The sequence below is a fragment of the Pseudarthrobacter sp. NPDC058196 genome (assembly GCF_042882685.1).
Lineage (GTDB): Bacteria > Actinomycetota > Actinomycetes > Actinomycetales > Micrococcaceae > Arthrobacter.
In genome coordinates, this window is sequence record NZ_JBHVVN010000001.1 from 502500 (window position 1) to 517547 (window position 15048).

Here is a 15048-nt window from a genome sequence, read left to right on the forward strand (position 1 = left end):
GCGACTGGCCCAGCCGGTTCGCCCAGATAGAGCATGGGGCCCTATCAATGGTCTATGCCGATGTAACGTGAGTCCCCGAAAAGCTGGCAGGTGTGTTTGCGACCATGCCCCGGACCCCCCCTCTTGGGACTCGTATACGTGCACATCTTCAGTCACCAATCTACATCATTCGAGTCATCAGTCATAGTCGTATCGGCGATGAGTCGGATACGAGTGTCGAATGTCCTCGAAGACCAGCGCAAACAGGCTCGAGGCGGGAGGACTGACGTTCTGCTCAAAAACGTGTAGATTTCACATGACGGGGCGCGCGGTGTGCGGCTCCGGCACGGCCCGGCATAGGATTTTTGTTGAGCCTTTCGCGCCCATATACCCGACCAGGAGTCCGAACCAGATGAATCCTTTGCCCGGAGACCTCTTCGCCCGCCGACTGCGACAGGAGAGGGAACGCCTGGGCATCAGCCAGGCCGAGCTGGCCCGCAGGATCGCCGAGATCCTCGGAACGAACGTTGACCCCTCCGCTGTGACCCGGATAGAGCAGCAGATCCGTGCGGTGCGCCTGGACGAGGCGGTCGCGGCTGCCAAGGCCCTGGATGTCCCGCTGGCGATCTTGGTCGCCGAGGACCCCCAGGCAGAGACCGAGGCCCAGTTGCAGCAGTATCTGGCGGACCTTGCCGTGGCCCAGCGCGAGTGGGAGAAGAGCCGGCTGGAGGTGTTGCGGATCTCCAAGGCCATCCAAGTACTCGGCGGCGGCGCGCATCTGCAGGGCGCGGTCGACTTCCGCCTCCTGGAAAGCATTGACGCCCGCGTCCCGGTCGAGGAGGACGACAAGGACGGGCACCCTGTCGCGCCTGGTATCGAAGGGTCTACAACCCCAGGCGCATGACGCTGTTGCGTGCCGCCGGGTTGAACTCGCGGTCGTAGACATCCACTGTCGCGGCCCGGCTCCACCGGCCGGCGCGCATGATCTCCTCCGTGCTCGCGCCGTTGCGCCGCGCCTGGGTAACATGCCCGGCACGCAGCGAGTGGAAGCCGTAGGCAGCCGGGTTCATCCCTGCCTCGACCATCCTGGACAGCAGCATCGTGTGCAGCGCATCGCCGCTCACTCCGCGTGCATGGATCCGGGCGTCCTTCCTGTTGCGGTACGTCGCCCGGAGCAGGGGTACGCCCGAGTCCAGGTCCGTACTGCTGACGAGCGCCGTCGAGCCCGTGGTCCCGCAGACGTGTTCTTCGAGGCTGTACGAGAACAGCTGCTGCATCATCCCGCGACGCCGCACGCGTGCGTCATCCTGCCGGGTGAGCCCGAGCAGCGCCACCCAGCGGTGGACGGCGCACGGGGGACAGGACGCCGGTGAGTTCCCGAATGGCAGCACCACCACGTCCGGCAGGGCGTTCTCCGGGTCCGCCTTCGACGCCCCCACATGGACGTGGACGCCGTCGACGGAGTGCAGCTCGAGCCGGTCCAATGTCAGGGCCGCAGCCTCGCTCCTGCGCAGGGCCCCGGCGAAGCCCAGCCACAGCGCCAGCGTGTCCCTGGCGGCTGACACACCTGCCGGATAAGTGTCATGCTCCATCGCCGCGATGATCCGGACCACGTCATCCAGCAGCAACGGGCGCTTCCGCCGGGGTCTGGTGGCCCGCAGCTTGGCCAGCCCCCGCACGAGGTCCACGACACCGCGGTGGGCCGTGGGATCCAGGAAGCCTCCCCGCAGATGTCTCTCCCCGATGCCCGCCAGGCGCTGGCGGATCGTCGCGACAGAGAACCGGGGCAGGCCGTCGTCATTGATCTGGGTTGACATCCAGGCGACGTACCAGCGCACGGTCTCCGGATGCGCCGGCAGCGCTTCCAAACCGTGGCCAGAGCAGAAGTCCTCGAACATACGCCACGCGGTGGCGTAGGCGCGCCGGGTGGCAGCAGAGAGCGTGTGTCCCTCCAGGGAGCGCGAAATTTCTTCGAGCTCGCGCAGCTCGTCGTCCACCTCCGGTTCAGGCGGAACCGTGGGAGCGCTGAGCGCCGCAAGCCTCGCCTGTACTGCCATGACTCCAGTGTCGACTCACTGGCCGAAGAATCCAAGTCTGAATGGTCTTTCGGGACGATTCCCCTTGCCCGCGATCGACGGGACCACCTCGAACCGCGTCTCTGGTAAGTGCGCTTATCGGGGCATGGAGGAACACTGCCCTCGCGTGACGTGGTGAGCGAAAATCAGCAGGGGTCGGGTCCCGGATAAGATCACGGGGAGGCAGTGCGCGTACGCCCTGCCGTGTAAGGAGTAGCAACGTGTGTAAACCGTGGACCGACGGTCTTTCAGCCTGCCTCGAGGACAGGCGCATGAATATCAAACGCCCAGCGACCATTGACGGTATTGCATACGCACAAGGAATTCGTACGTGGCGAAGCTGAATCTGAAAGCCATCGAAGAGCGCGTCGCTCCGCTCGGAGGCCGTGAGTCGTACGACCGCGAGTTCATCTTTGATCTCTTGCTCGCCTACGGAAAGCCCCAAAGCAGCATCACCCGCCTGCGCAATGGCGATCTGAACGTGGCTGTCGACAAGGTCACTGAGGTCGCGCAGAAGAAGGTCGTCTACTTTAAGGAGACATCAGGCGACACCCTGGAAGAACTGGAGGAGCTGAAGAAATCCCCGGACGTCGTGCGCTTCAGCACGCGGTTCGTCATAGTCACCGACTACGTCGAGCTGGTGGCCACGGACACCCAGACGGGCGAGACAATCGGATTCCCGATCAGGGACATTGACCAGCACTTCACCTTCTTCCTGCCCTGGGCGGGGATGGAGAAGGCGCAGTATGTCGCCGAAACGCATGCGGACGTCAAGGCTGCCGAGCGCATGGGCAAGCTGTTCGATGAGCTGCTGCAGGCGAACCCTGATCTTCTTGGGCAGCCACGTGGACGCCACGCGCTCAACCTGTTCTTCACTCGCCTGCTGTTCTGCTACTTCGCCGAGGACACAGGGATCTTTGCCGAGAGCCAGTTCACCAATGCCGTCGGGTCTCACACGCTGGACGACGGCTCGGACACCGCGGATTTCCTAACAGACCTGTTCACGGCGCTGGACACCGCAGACGCCTCCGACAAGCCCAAACACCTCGCGGCGTTTCCCTACGTCAACGGTCGGCTGTTCACGATGTCCGAGGACCACGTGGTGCCGGTGTTCACCAAGAAGGCGCGGGAAGAACTCATCAACGCCGGCAAACTTATCTGGCGCGAGATCAACCCGGACATCTTCGGCTCGATGTTCCAGGCGATCGTCACACCGGGCAAACGCAGTGACCTCGGTCAGCACTACACCTCGGTCCCGAACATCCTCAAGACGATCGAGCCACTCTTCCTCAACGCCTTGAAGGACGAGCTCGACGAGAGCTTCGACTCCGTGAAGAAGCTCGAAGGGCTGCTCGACCGGATCAGCACCATCAAGGTCTTCGACCCGGCCTGTGGCTCCGGCAACTTCCTGATCATCGCCTACAAGGAGCTGCGCAAGCTCGAGCACGCTGTCCTCGAGCGCCTTGCCGAGCTGGACGACAAGCACCAAGTGCTGTTCGCCGAGTCGAGGATTAATATTGAGAACTTCTTCGGGATCGAGATCGACGACTTCGCCGTAGAGGTCGCGATCCTCTCCCTCTGGATTGCCAAGCACCAGATGAACACCGAGTTCAAGGAGAAGTTCAACGTTTCGATCCCGCTGATCCCGCTAAAGGAGACGGGCCAGATCAAGCAGGGCAACTCGGCTCGTGTCGAGTGGAACCACGTCTGCCCAAATGACGGCGGCGAGATCTACTTGATCGGCAACCCGCCATATGTGGGTTCGAGCATGCAGTCGATCGAGCAGAAGGCGGACTTTTCTTTCGTATTTGGACGTCGACCGTTTTCGAAAAACCTCGACTACATCGCTCTTTGGTTTGTCAAAGGCTCCGAATACATCGCTGGAACTCGGGCTAAGCTCGCGTTCGTCACCACCAATTCAGTCGCGCAGGGCGAACACGTGAGTCTGATGTTCCCGATGATCTTCAACATGGGAATCGAGATCGGGTTTGCCTACACCTCATTCAGGTGGGAAAACAACGCTAAACGGAACGCGGGCGTTACCGTTGCGGTTATCAGTCTTCGAAATAAGTCGAATGAGCCAAAGTACATCTTCACAGACGATCTTCAGATCGCCGCCCAAAACATCAACGGCTATCTCGCTGACGCTGCAAGCATCATCGCGGATCGTCAAATGAAGCCGATCTCAGTGGGCCTTCCGCCGATGGCCTTCGGCTCGAAGCCAACCGATGGCGGCTACCTCGTGCTGGAGCCAGCTGAGAAGGACACGTTGCTCGCCGATTATCCCGAGGCCGCCAAGTTCGTGAAGCGCTACGTCGGTGCGGCCGACTACATCAACGACATCGAGCGGTACTGCTTGTGGATACCGGACCGCGAGGCCAGCGCTGCGCGCCAGATTCCGCCCATTGCCGACCGGCTGGACCGACTTACTGCGTGGCGACTCGAGAGCAAAGCACAGAGCACTGTGGACTTCGCCGGGCGACCGCACCGGTTCAAGCAAGTCGCGTACAAGCCATCCAACTCGATCTTCGTGCCGCGAGTCTCGTCGGAGCGCCGTGCATATATCCCGATGGGTTACTTGGATGACGGATACGTCATCAATGACCAGGCGTATGCCGCATATGACGCAGAACCGTGGGTGTTCGCCCTACTCACTTCTGCGATGCACATGGCCTGGACTAGAGCCGTCGGCGGACGCATGAAAACTGATTTCCGCTACTCAAACACAATCGTCTACAACAACTTCCCGGTCCCTCCGCTGTCGGATGCGAAAAAGGAGAAGCTCACTGCTGCTGCGCTAAGGGTGCTCGACGTGCGCGAGTACCACTGCGAGCAGACTCTCGCAGAGCTCTATGACCCCGACAAGATGCCGGAGGACCTGCGCGTCGCCCACGCAGATGTCGATGCGCTGGTCGACTCGATCTATTCCAAGCGGGAGTACGAGACCGATGAGCAAAGACTGTCTGCCCTCTTTGCTATGTATGAGGAGATGACAAACGCCGAGACCGCAAGGGCCCCAGTGAAGAAGACCCGGAGGACCGCGAAGTGAACGCGATCAAGAAGCCCATAAACATCGTTGACGTCACGTATGCCCAAACGAAAGCTTCGGTGAACACGGATGTGCTGGGTATGCGCGACATGCAGCAGCGGGTCTTCGCGAAGCGTGACGCACAACACCTCCTCGTCAAGGCCCCGCCAGCGTCCGGCAAATCCCGTGCGCTGATGTTCGTTGCCCTCGACAAGCTGTACAACCAGGGACGCAAGAAGGTCATCGTGGCCGTCCCGGAGCGCTCAATTGGCGCGTCCTTCGCCTCGACGGAACTGTCCAAATTCGGCTTCTTCGCAGACTGGGAGATCAAGCCGGAGCACAACCTCTGTGATGCCGGCTCTTCAGCGGGCAAGGTCGACGCGTTCATCAGCTTCCTCAAAGGGCCCGATGCAACGCTCGTGTGCACCCACGCGACACTCCGCTTCGCGTTCGAGAGGCTGGCACCGGAGTCGTTCAACGGCACGGTTCTCGCGATCGACGAGTTCCACCATGTCTCCGCGGACGTCGAGTCGAGCCGCCTCGGCGCGCTCCTGCGCGACGTGATGAACGGCAGCGACGTCCACATCGTCGCGATGACGGGCTCCTACTTCCGCGGGGACTCCGTCCCGGTGCTCTCGCCGGAGGACGAGGCCAAGTTCACGCCGGTCACCTTCAACTACTACGACCAGCTCAACGGATACGAGCACCTGCACTCGCTCGGCATCGGCCACCACTTCTACCAGGGCCGCTACACCGACGCGATCGTCGAAGTGCTGGACCTCGACAAGAAAACCATCGTGCACATCCCGAACGTCAACTCGGGTGAATCCACAAAGGACAAGCTCGAAGAGATCGGCCGCATCATCGATGTCATCGGACACGTCGAGGAGACCAACCCCGACACGGGCATCATCAGCGTGCGCCGGCAGGACACTGGAACCATCGTCCGCGTCGCGGACCTCGTCGACGACACTGACCAAAAGAAACGCGGCGACACCCTCCACTACCTGGCCCACACAGCCTCCAAGAACCGCGACGCGGTCGACATCATCATCGCCCTCGGCATGGCCAAAGAAGGCTTTGACTGGCCCTTTGCCGAGCACGCCCTCACCGTCGGGTACCGGGCCTCGCTGACCGAGGTCATCCAGATCATCGGCCGGGTCACCCGCGACAGCCCCGGCAAGTCCCACGCCCAGTTCACGAACCTCATCGCCGAACCCGACGCCTCGCAGGGCGAAGTGAAGGTCTCGGTCAACAACATGCTCAAGGCCATCACTGCTTCGCTCCTCATGGAGCAGGTCCTCGCGCAGAACTTCACGTTCAAGACAAAGAAGTTCGACGGTGACGATTCCGTGGTGCCGGGGCAGCTGAAGATCAAGGGCTTCAAGGAGCCGTCGAGCGATCGCGTGAAGCAGATCGTGGAGACCGACCTGAACGACCTGAAGGCGACGATCCTCCAAGACGACACCTTCGCGCGGGCTGCCGCCGGCTCAGTGGATGCCGAGACGACCAACAAGGTGCTGATCCCGAAGATCATCCGGGAGAAGTACCCGGACCTCACCGAGGCGCAGGTCGAGGAGGTCCGCCAGCAGGTTGTTGTGGACTCCGTGATCAAGAACGGCGAAGTGCGCACGGTCGGCGACAAGCGGTTCATCAAGATGGCCGAGAAGTTTGTCAACATCGACGAGCTGAACATCAACCTCATCGACTCGGTGAACCCATTCCAGCGCGCCTTCGAGGTTATCTCCAAGTCAGTGACTCCCTCGGTACTCCGGATCATCCAGGACCAGATCACGGCCACTCGCATCGAGTTCACCGAGGAAGAGGCGCTGGCACTCGTTCCCCGCATCAAGAACTGGATCAAGGTCAACGGCCGCCGTCCGGACTCGCGTGCTGAAGATCAGACTGAGAAACGGTACGCTGACGCGCTGCTGTGGCTCCAGCGGGCCAAGCAGAAGCTCGAAGCGCAGAAGCGCGCGACTGAGATGGTGGAGAGCGAATGAGCGATAACGACGACATCCTCGAAGCAGTGCCGTCCTCCCTGCAGGACCTCATCGACAACGACCTGGACGGCCTGCTTGACGCACCTGAGAAGACTAGGAAAGTTTCCTCGTCCGACCGGCTCGAGCGGGCCTTTCTTGAAATCGTGGAGTTCCGCCGGACGCACGGGCGTCTGCCTAGCTCGGCGACCCGGGAGATCGCCGAGCGAAAGCTTGGGGCCCGCCTCGAAGGCATCCTCGCCAACGACGAGAAAATTGCGGCGCTCAAACACCTCGACACAGAATATGAACTTCTGACCGTAGAGGCAGCGCCTGAGTCGCTGGACGACCTTCTCGAGAGCGATGACCTGGACGATCTGCTCGGCGACGACTCCGGCATCCTCGACGTCTCAGACCTGCCGGTAATCAAACGCCCGGAGTCGCCTGACTCAGTGGCTCAACGGGTGAAGGCCGAAGACTTCGACCTGTTCGAGCCGCTGTTCAAGGCGAAGCACGCCGAGCTGGCCGAGGGAACGTACAAGCTGATGCCATTCACTGGCATGGATCTCATCCGCGAGGGCGTGTTCTTCGTGCTGAGCGGCGTCATGTGCTTCGTGGCTGAGGTCGGCGAGGACGTGGACCTGGTCGTCGGTGGCAAGCCCCGGCAGAAGCAGCGCCTGCGCGTCGTCTTCGAGAACGGCACTGAGTCGGCGATGTACAAGCAGAGCCTCATGACCCGCATGTACGAGGCGCAGGGCCAGGTCCTGGCACGGACGGAGCACGATGCGGGCGAGGTCCTCGATGCGGACGTAGAGAGCGGTCACATCTACGTGCTGCAGTCGCTGAGCGACGACGCCCAAATCGCGGGAATGAAGAACCTTCACAAGATCGGCTTCTCCACCACCAAGGTCGAGACCCGCATCAAGAACGCGACGAATTCGCCAACTTACCTGATGGCACCCGTGAAGGTGCTAGCGGACTACCGGCTCTACAACGTGCGTGCATCGTGGCTGGAGCACCTCTTGCACCGCGTGTTTGCCGAGGTGCGTCTGGACCTGACGCAGGTCGACCGGCAGGGACGCGACTACGACCCCTCGGAGTGGTTCGTGGTGCCGCTGGAGATTATCAACAAGGCCGTCGCAATGATTATGTCCGGCGAGATCACCGACTATGTCTACGACGCTCAGCGCAAGAAACTCGTCGAACGACAAAAGGCAGGATGGGAATGACGAATGGCTGTTGAGATGGGCTTGTGGCGGGCAGAGGGCGGCCAACTCAGCCGGATAGTGCCGACATCAATCGGCTTGGAATCCCAGTTGGAGGGCTACATCGAGTCTGACCCGTCAGTGCTTGGCGAGCCGCTTCTCGTCATTGGCCGGCAGGTTCCGACCGCGCACGGGGGATTCGTAGATCTGCTCGCGCTGGACGAAACGGCGTCGCTGCACGTAATCGAACTCAAACGCGACAAAACTCCACGCGATGTTGCCGCTCAAACCCTCGATTATGGCTCCTGGGCAGCAACCCTAGGCCGAAGCGATATCGACAATATCTTCGCCACCTACCGTCCAGGCCTTGCTCTTGAAGAAGCGTTTGCCGATCGTTTCGGCGACACTCTTCCTGAAGAGGTCAACACTGCACAAGAATTTAGAATCGTTGCCGCCAGTGTTGACGCCGCTACCGAGCGCATCGTGCGGTTCCTCAATGAAGACTTCGATGTCCCCATCAACGTCGTCTTCTTCAGACATTTTCAGGACAACGGATCTTCGTATCTTGCCCGCAGCTGGCTGGTCGATCAGAGCGAACAAGCCAAGTCGTCCATTGCCGCGACCTCACGGAAGAACAAGACACGTGAACCCTGGAACGGGTCTGACTGGTACGTCTCATTTGGCGACGAGCCAACAGGCCGGCAATGGGTCGACGGCATGAAGTACGGCTTCGTCTCAGGCGGCGGCGGCAAGAAGTATTCACAAACGCTGAAAAACTTGCCCCTCGGTGCCCGAATCTTCACCTACATCCCCAAAATCGGATACGTCGGAGTTGGTACTGTCGCGGGCGAGGCCCAGAGATTCGACGAAACCACCGTCATCGTAGATGGAATCGAGCGGAAGCTCACTGATCTCGCCTTGGCAGGAAACTATCATCATGACGGCGACGAGGACGACGACAATGCAGAATGGGCAGTACCGGTCGAATGGACACGCGCCGTTCCGCGTGATCAGGGAGTGCGGAAGACCGGGCTCTACGCCAACCAGAACACAGCTACAAAGATGCGCAGCCAGTTTACGATCGAGCACCTCACTGCTGCCTTCGGTCTTGATGACTGAGCCTGGGCGGATGGCCTATCGAGACTTATGCGGACGAGAGCGTTCGCGAATAGCAGGCCTGACCCTCGCCTGAGGCGACGCTCTTGTCGAACCAGTCCGCCGTGGAAGAATCGTGAGGATGACGACGGCACTTCCCGACCTCTGGATCGACTGGTGCTCGGTCATCGGCGTGCCCGCCAGGGAGATCAACCAGGCTGTGCTTTCGCGCTTCGCAAGGCAAGCGCAGCCGTCCCGGGCTGTGCTCGCAGAACTTCGCCGACTGCTGGCTCCCGGAGATCCTGTGGCCCCCGCGTGGCCCCGCGGACACCGGGAGGACACCGGGTCCCTGCAGCTGCTGATCCGGCGCGGGACGACGATCATCCAGCACCCGGGCACTCACTGGGTCTTCCGGCTGCGGCTGCGCCGGATGCTGTTCACTGCGGTGTTGCTGGCACCGCGCTCCCACGGAGGCCTTGGGCTGGACAGGGCGGGTGCGCTGGGACTGCGGCCGGACGGAATGAACCGGGTGCGCGGGCAGATCGGCGTCACCCCGGAACCGGATGCTTGTCCGGCGTGCGCCACCTGGTCGTGGCTCGATGTGATCGGCACCAACAGCGGGTGGTCGCACGGCTCCGTCCGGGCTCTGGGGCACCGCCGCGACGAAGTAGGCTCCGCGCACCGGCACCTGCGGCCGGATCCCAATCCGGACTGGCACCTCTGCGTCGGCATGCTGCCAGCCGTGGACCGCTGGGGATGGATCGATGCCTACCGCTCCATGCATCCATCCTCGCTGTCGGCGGTCATCAGCGCCGCGGCCCTGCTGCTCGACGGTCCGGAGCCCGCACCTGGGCCGAGGCCTGCTGCGGCTGCGATGCAGGCCAGCCCCCGGCGGCAGATGTCACATGAGGAGGAGGAGCAGATCCTCAAGCGCGCCGACGAACTCACCGCGCGCGTCGAGGCGATCCTTCGTGAGTTTGATACCGGCCGATAAAGTCGTGTCTATGGGATTCAACTGGGAGCAGGTCCTCGGGACCAAAGGTACAGGCCTCTCCGACACTTACGACCAGAGCGCCTCGGACGCGCTGTACCAGGACCACCCGAGCGCGGCTCCGCCAGCAAGTCCCCAAGACCCGGGTGATGAGGTCGTCCGCCTGCCGTTCGACGAGAGCTGAGCCTCTAAAACTCCCACGCGGGGATGTCCGTTTTGGGACATAACCACATGTCAGCGCCCATGCACGCTTAGGTGTGCGGTCCCCCGGGTGTATGCCCTAAAACATGCAGGTGATGTAAGCAATCGATATAGGCTCATCCCGACACTCGACTCAAAGCGGAACTCATGGAGATGCGCGGCGAGTTATACGATGTTCACTTGAGGGGTGATCGGAGATGGCGATTGACGTCCTTTTGGATGGAGAGGCCGTCCCGATTGACGAGGCCGTGTTCAGGGTGCTGCTCGACAATTCTGTGGCGGGAACCTATAGGGACTATGAGAATGCGCTAGACTCACGCCGAATTAAGTTCTCCGACCTCGTGCGGCTTGCGGACAAAGGCGACATCCCATACTCCCTTTTCTTCGCTCCGCTTGCGCTGGTGCAGGAGCAGGTGAAGAAGAAGACCGAGAAGTTGCTCGCCGGACTGAGTAGAGACACATTCTCGATAGGGTCGCGCGCCAAGGTGGAGCTGCGGGACGTCGAACTGATCGTCAAGGACCTGATCCGAAAACAGCAGCTCGTCCGGAAGCACGATAAGTCGCTCCAGCCGAACAAGATTGTAGGCCTGCTCCGTGATGACCGGTCATCGGTCGAGGCCGACGCAGCACGGCTTATGGCGGCCATAGGCCTTTCTCACGAGGCGGTCCGTTCTTGCAGGAGCAAGGAGAAGGCGCTCGATCTCATGATCGGCCGTCTCGAAGCCAACCAGGTCTTGGTGTCGCGAAGTGTCCAGCACTACATGCCGCAGCGCTTGACGCACGTCAAGTTCAGTGGCATGACGATCCGAGACAACAAGGTCCCGTTTATCTTTCTGGCGGGAGGCGACCACGGGGACGACCAGGAGCCGGCCGGTCGGACCATCTTTACCCTGGCACTGCTGACGGTGCTGGTAGCCCGAAGGAAATTTGCTCCAATGACGTGGGACGGTGGCAGCGCCTACACGGATCCCGGGCGAGAGTACGATATCGCCGGTGCAATGCTGATGCCCCGCGAGCGGTTTAAGGCAATGGGACCCACGTCGCTCGACGACATGAGAATCGCATCGGACGAATTCAAGGTCACTACGAGCGCCGTAGCGGTGCGCGCGATGAGGCTGGGAATGATTAATGCCGAGACCACGGGCAATTACCTTGCACGGTTGCGGGAGGAGTTCCAGAGCCTCCCTAAGGGCGGTCCTCGAAGTCAGATTCTCCCTGAGAACGCAGTTCGCAAGTACAGCGGGAGAGAACTCAGCCGGCGGATGCTGCATGCGCTTGATAGCCAGAGCATCTCGCCAGGAGAGTTCTGCCGTGCAGTTTGTTTGAACCACCTCAAGCCATCTCAGATCGGGGACCTCAGGCGGGCTCTCGGATGAGCGGCTTCGGGCGGCGGTACGTAGTCGACACGAACGCTCTCAGTCAGCTTGGGAAGCAGCGACGAGCGAGCGAGTATTTTCTGGAGAGTGCCGTCATACCAGAGGCTGTACTGAGTGAGGCCAATGGTTTTCCAGACCTCCAATCTCTGCACGACAACGTCCATCCGACGACGCCAAGGATGCTTCAACTGCTGGTCGAAGTAATGGCCACAGTGCCGGACACTGACACGCGGCTGGTCAACCTCTATGCCAACCTGGGCAACGCCGACCCGCTGGTCATCGCATGTGCCTTGGAGGGCCGAGAGCACGACAGCCAGTACCTCATGGCACCGGAGTGGTTCGTCGTCTCTGGCGACGAGGCAGTCCGCAACAAAGCAGAGGAGTTCGGACTGAAGGTGCTCAGCAACTCTCAGTTCGCAGCGCTCATCGACGGAGCTGGGGCCGAACAGGAAGGATCTCGCAGAGGTGCGTGACAGATTGCAGTCAGCTGCGCGATGTTACGGCGATGAGTCGTCCTGGCGGTGTGAGGAGGCTGGTGGGGTTTGTCCGCCCCAACCCACTTCGGACCTCCGGATCTGGCAGGATGGAAGATGTCATTGCCGACGACGAGTCAAACTAGCATCATGACAGATTCCTCCGCCAGCGGCTCAATGTTCGCTCGTCTTCTCGAACAACAGTTGACGGCACTTGAACGGCTCTATGAAGCGTCCGAATCATTGGAAGAAGCACTCGAGAACATTACCCGGCAACGTGATGAAGCAATCGAGGAACTTCGGGGGATAGTTGCGCATCTGGATGCGTTCGATGTCATAGCGAACCTGTACTTGGTGTCGCTGCCTACCGACATTGACTCCTACGTTGAAAGTGAACATGAGTCGTTGCCGAGCCTCACCGAACTCGCGGCATTGCTGCTTGCCGAGCGCGAGCCGCGAGTTGTGGGTGATGTGACGCAGACTGCGGGCCAGGAGCTGGAAAATTTACATGGGAAGCTGCGGGCTCTTTTTGATCTTGAAACCATACGCTTGCATGTTGAATTGCAGGCAACGGATGAAGTGTTCACCAACGGGCAGGAAACCCCAACGGATGTTGTCCCGTCGCGTATCGAATCACGAATGCGTCTGTCGATCGTCTCGGCCGAGCTCCATATGCGCAACCGGCAGTACATGGACAAGGAACGGACACTGCTGTTGCAGCTATTCTCGCCGCCAGCAATCGACTTGGCCATCCGCGAAATCCTCGGTTACGGGGTCGCGGATGCGCTTGAGCTCTTCGATTCAACAGCAGGCTGGCTACGGAGGAAGTTAGTTGATTCAGGCGAAGAGGCCAGGACTTTTCTGGAGGAGCAACTGGCAGTAAATGAGGACCTTCGGGCAGTCATTGAAGCAAGTGGACTGGGGGATGCCGAAGCACTTGACCAACTCGTCCAGGTTGCCGTGTTCCAGCAAATAGCGGGCTATGGGTCTTTCTCAGCTGAAGAGTTGGCTGACGAGAGCACCATGAACGCTGCCCGTTTGGTGAAGATGCTGTCCGATTTCTCCATTGACCTCGAAATTCAGTCGGAGAATCTCGTGTCCGCATTCCTCGCCGGGGACAACCTCGTCAAGAGGAAGCCCTTTGCCAGCCGCCTTGTAGATGGCGAACGGCGCTGGATTCTCATCCAGCCCACATCCATGCTCTACGCGATTCGTCCGGCGCTGGAGAATGCACTCAAGCGCAGCCGATCAGCGACTGCGTACACCGACCATCGCGGTGAACTCCTTGAATCGAAGGGCCTCGCCGAACTGGTCAAAGTGCTCAAGCCGGATGTCGCTTACCAATCGGTTTACTACCCAGACCGTGATGAAACCCAGGAATTTGAGGGCGATGGACTGCTATTCATCGATCGCTTCGCAATCATCGTTGAGATGAAAAGCAAACCTCTTTCCCCCGCGTCACTTAGGGGGAACCCCGGCCGAATGTTTCTGGACCTCAAGAAGATAGTCCTGGACGCAGATGAGCAGGCAGGGCGACTGCGCACACTCCTAAACGACGGGCTGGAATTTGCTCTTAGGCGGGCCACACTCTTGAACTCTGAGGGGCAGCCGCATTCCCTAGTGCAGGACGTCCATATCCCAGTCGTTCCAGGGAGGGAAGTCCTCACGATCGCCCTCTCCCTCGACAACCTAAACGCAGTCTCGACCGTCGTCGAGGAACTGACCCGTAGCGGACTGTTGAGCGGGCCAGAAGACCCGCCCTGGATCGTAAACCAGCATGATCTGGAAATCATCACCGAGGTGTTTGAGCGCCCATCTGAGTTCATTCACTACCTTCTGCGCCGCCGCGAAATGAACATCTCCGGCTCATTCCGGGCTTCGGAAGAACTCGACTACTTCATGAGGTATCTCACCACGGGCCTCTATACAGAGCCTGGACAGGCCGGAATCGCTATGCTGCCGAGCCAGACCGACAGGCTTGACGCCTGGTACGAGTACTCTCGTGGAGACCGGGCAGTTGCAGCCGAGAAGCCCCAACAGCCGATCCCGGCGGGCCTCGCGGACCTGCTTGACTCGCTCAACGAACACCGCCCCTACGGTTGGCTTTCAACCAGCATCGACCTTCTTGACCTCGACGGACCACTCCGGCGAGAAATTGGGGATCTACTCCTCACACTGCGTCGGGAGAGCCGTATGGACGGAAAGATGCACACAAAGTTTGTCGGATTCGGAATTGCGGGACCGGGCAAGCGTCGGGGCATACTGTTCCTCAGCTTCGCTCGGGGCGTCACCCGGGGCGCAGCCTTCCGGGAGGCCAGCTTACGCGTGCGATTGCGGAAACACGCCCTACGTCTCGACTACTTGGCGGCGATTGGCGTTTGGGACGCCACTGAGACCTTTGACGTCTTCGTGTTCAACGATGAACAATGGCAGCCGAATCCCGACCTCGATGACCTCGCGAAACGCGCAGGATACGAAATAGCCGAACCAGCTCCATAGCAGGCCCCCGGATGTATGTCCTCAGGTGTGAGTAGTTTCGGGTAATTGTCAGCACCCGGCTGGTACGGGCAACTGATCGGCCGCGCAGCAGAATCAACTTGTGGTCCTGGTGCGTCGGCCACCAGGCTAAGCTTCATTATGCCCTGG

General features: G+C 60.6%; 11 protein-coding genes. 10 read left to right on the plus strand and 1 reads right to left on the minus strand.

The features are described 5' to 3' along the window. The first annotated feature begins 391 nt into the window (after nucleotides 1–391). Nucleotides 392–883 carry a helix-turn-helix domain-containing protein gene (locus tag ACFVVC_RS02375; protein WP_387448656.1) on the plus strand — a complete coding sequence of 164 codons (492 nt, stop codon included), beginning with the start codon at nucleotides 392–394 and terminating at the stop codon, nucleotides 881–883. Here the strand turns inward: ACFVVC_RS02375 and ACFVVC_RS02380 are convergent. Next, complete coding sequence (locus ACFVVC_RS02380) at nucleotides 864–2036, minus strand: hypothetical protein (protein WP_387448659.1); 1173 nt, start codon at nucleotides 2034–2036, stop codon at nucleotides 864–866. The genes ACFVVC_RS02375 and ACFVVC_RS02380 overlap by 20 nt on opposite strands. 349 nt (nucleotides 2037–2385) lie before the next feature. Between ACFVVC_RS02380 and ACFVVC_RS02385 the strand changes: the two genes are divergently transcribed. The 9 genes from ACFVVC_RS02385 to ACFVVC_RS02425 all read left to right on the plus strand — a co-directional run bounded on the left by ACFVVC_RS02385 (nucleotide 2386) and on the right by ACFVVC_RS02425 (nucleotide 14901). Beyond that, nucleotides 2386–5103 (plus strand): DNA methyltransferase, encoded by a 2718-nt coding sequence (locus tag ACFVVC_RS02385; protein ID WP_387448662.1) that lies wholly within the window; start codon nucleotides 2386–2388, stop codon nucleotides 5101–5103. After that, a complete protein-coding gene (locus ACFVVC_RS02390; protein ID WP_387448666.1) occupies nucleotides 5100–7085 on the plus strand; it encodes a DEAD/DEAH box helicase in 1986 nt (661 codons plus the stop codon). Before ACFVVC_RS02385 ends, ACFVVC_RS02390 begins: the two co-directional genes overlap by 4 nt. Then, nucleotides 7082–8290, plus strand: coding sequence for a GIY-YIG nuclease family protein (locus ACFVVC_RS02395; RefSeq protein ID WP_387448669.1), 1209 nt, complete (start codon nucleotides 7082–7084; stop codon nucleotides 8288–8290). Before ACFVVC_RS02390 ends, ACFVVC_RS02395 begins: the two co-directional genes overlap by 4 nt. A gap of 3 nt (nucleotides 8291–8293) precedes the next feature. Further along, the gene (locus ACFVVC_RS02400; RefSeq protein ID WP_347896317.1) at nucleotides 8294–9385 is read left to right on the plus strand and encodes a hypothetical protein; all 1092 of its coding nucleotides are present in this window, start codon (nucleotides 8294–8296) and stop codon (nucleotides 9383–9385) included. Nucleotides 9386–9503: 118 nt separating this feature from the next. Beyond that, nucleotides 9504–10355 (plus strand): hypothetical protein, encoded by an 852-nt coding sequence (locus tag ACFVVC_RS02405; protein ID WP_387448672.1) that lies wholly within the window; start codon nucleotides 9504–9506, stop codon nucleotides 10353–10355. 10 nt (nucleotides 10356–10365) lie between these two features. Then, entirely contained in the window at nucleotides 10366–10536 is a 171-nt protein-coding gene (locus ACFVVC_RS02410; protein WP_387448675.1) for a hypothetical protein, read from the plus strand. 214 nt (nucleotides 10537–10750) lie between these two features. Then, a complete protein-coding gene (locus ACFVVC_RS02415; RefSeq protein WP_387448679.1) occupies nucleotides 10751–11929 on the plus strand; it encodes an ImmA/IrrE family metallo-endopeptidase in 1179 nt (392 codons plus the stop codon). Beyond that, the gene (locus tag ACFVVC_RS02420; RefSeq protein WP_387448682.1) at nucleotides 11926–12402 is read left to right on the plus strand and encodes a PIN domain-containing protein; all 477 of its coding nucleotides are present in this window, start codon (nucleotides 11926–11928) and stop codon (nucleotides 12400–12402) included. The genes ACFVVC_RS02415 and ACFVVC_RS02420 overlap by 4 nt, the downstream gene beginning before the upstream one ends. 150 nt (nucleotides 12403–12552) lie before the next feature. Next, nucleotides 12553–14901, plus strand: coding sequence for a hypothetical protein (locus ACFVVC_RS02425; RefSeq protein WP_387448685.1), 2349 nt, complete (start codon nucleotides 12553–12555; stop codon nucleotides 14899–14901). Nucleotides 14902–15048 lie beyond the last annotated feature (147 nt).

What these genes read in the sequence shown, in the direction of transcription:
- ACFVVC_RS02375 (WP_387448656.1), top strand. Translation starts at nt 392, where the DNA reads ATGAATCCTTTGCCCGGAGACCTCTTCGCCCGCCGACTGCGACAGGAG.
- ACFVVC_RS02380 (WP_387448659.1), bottom strand. Translation starts at nt 2,036, where the DNA reads ATGGCAGTACAGGCGAGGCTTGCGGCGCTCAGCGCTCCCACGGTTCCG.
- ACFVVC_RS02395 (WP_387448669.1), top strand. Translation starts at nt 7,082, where the DNA reads ATGAGCGATAACGACGACATCCTCGAAGCAGTGCCGTCCTCCCTGCAG.
- ACFVVC_RS02400 (WP_347896317.1), top strand. Translation starts at nt 8,294, where the DNA reads ATGGCTGTTGAGATGGGCTTGTGGCGGGCAGAGGGCGGCCAACTCAGC.
- ACFVVC_RS02405 (WP_387448672.1), top strand. Translation starts at nt 9,504, where the DNA reads ATGACGACGGCACTTCCCGACCTCTGGATCGACTGGTGCTCGGTCATC.
- ACFVVC_RS02410 (WP_387448675.1), top strand. Translation starts at nt 10,366, where the DNA reads ATGGGATTCAACTGGGAGCAGGTCCTCGGGACCAAAGGTACAGGCCTC.
- ACFVVC_RS02415 (WP_387448679.1), top strand. Translation starts at nt 10,751, where the DNA reads ATGGCGATTGACGTCCTTTTGGATGGAGAGGCCGTCCCGATTGACGAG.
- ACFVVC_RS02420 (WP_387448682.1), top strand. Translation starts at nt 11,926, where the DNA reads ATGAGCGGCTTCGGGCGGCGGTACGTAGTCGACACGAACGCTCTCAGT.
- ACFVVC_RS02425 (WP_387448685.1), top strand. Translation starts at nt 12,553, where the DNA reads ATGACAGATTCCTCCGCCAGCGGCTCAATGTTCGCTCGTCTTCTCGAA.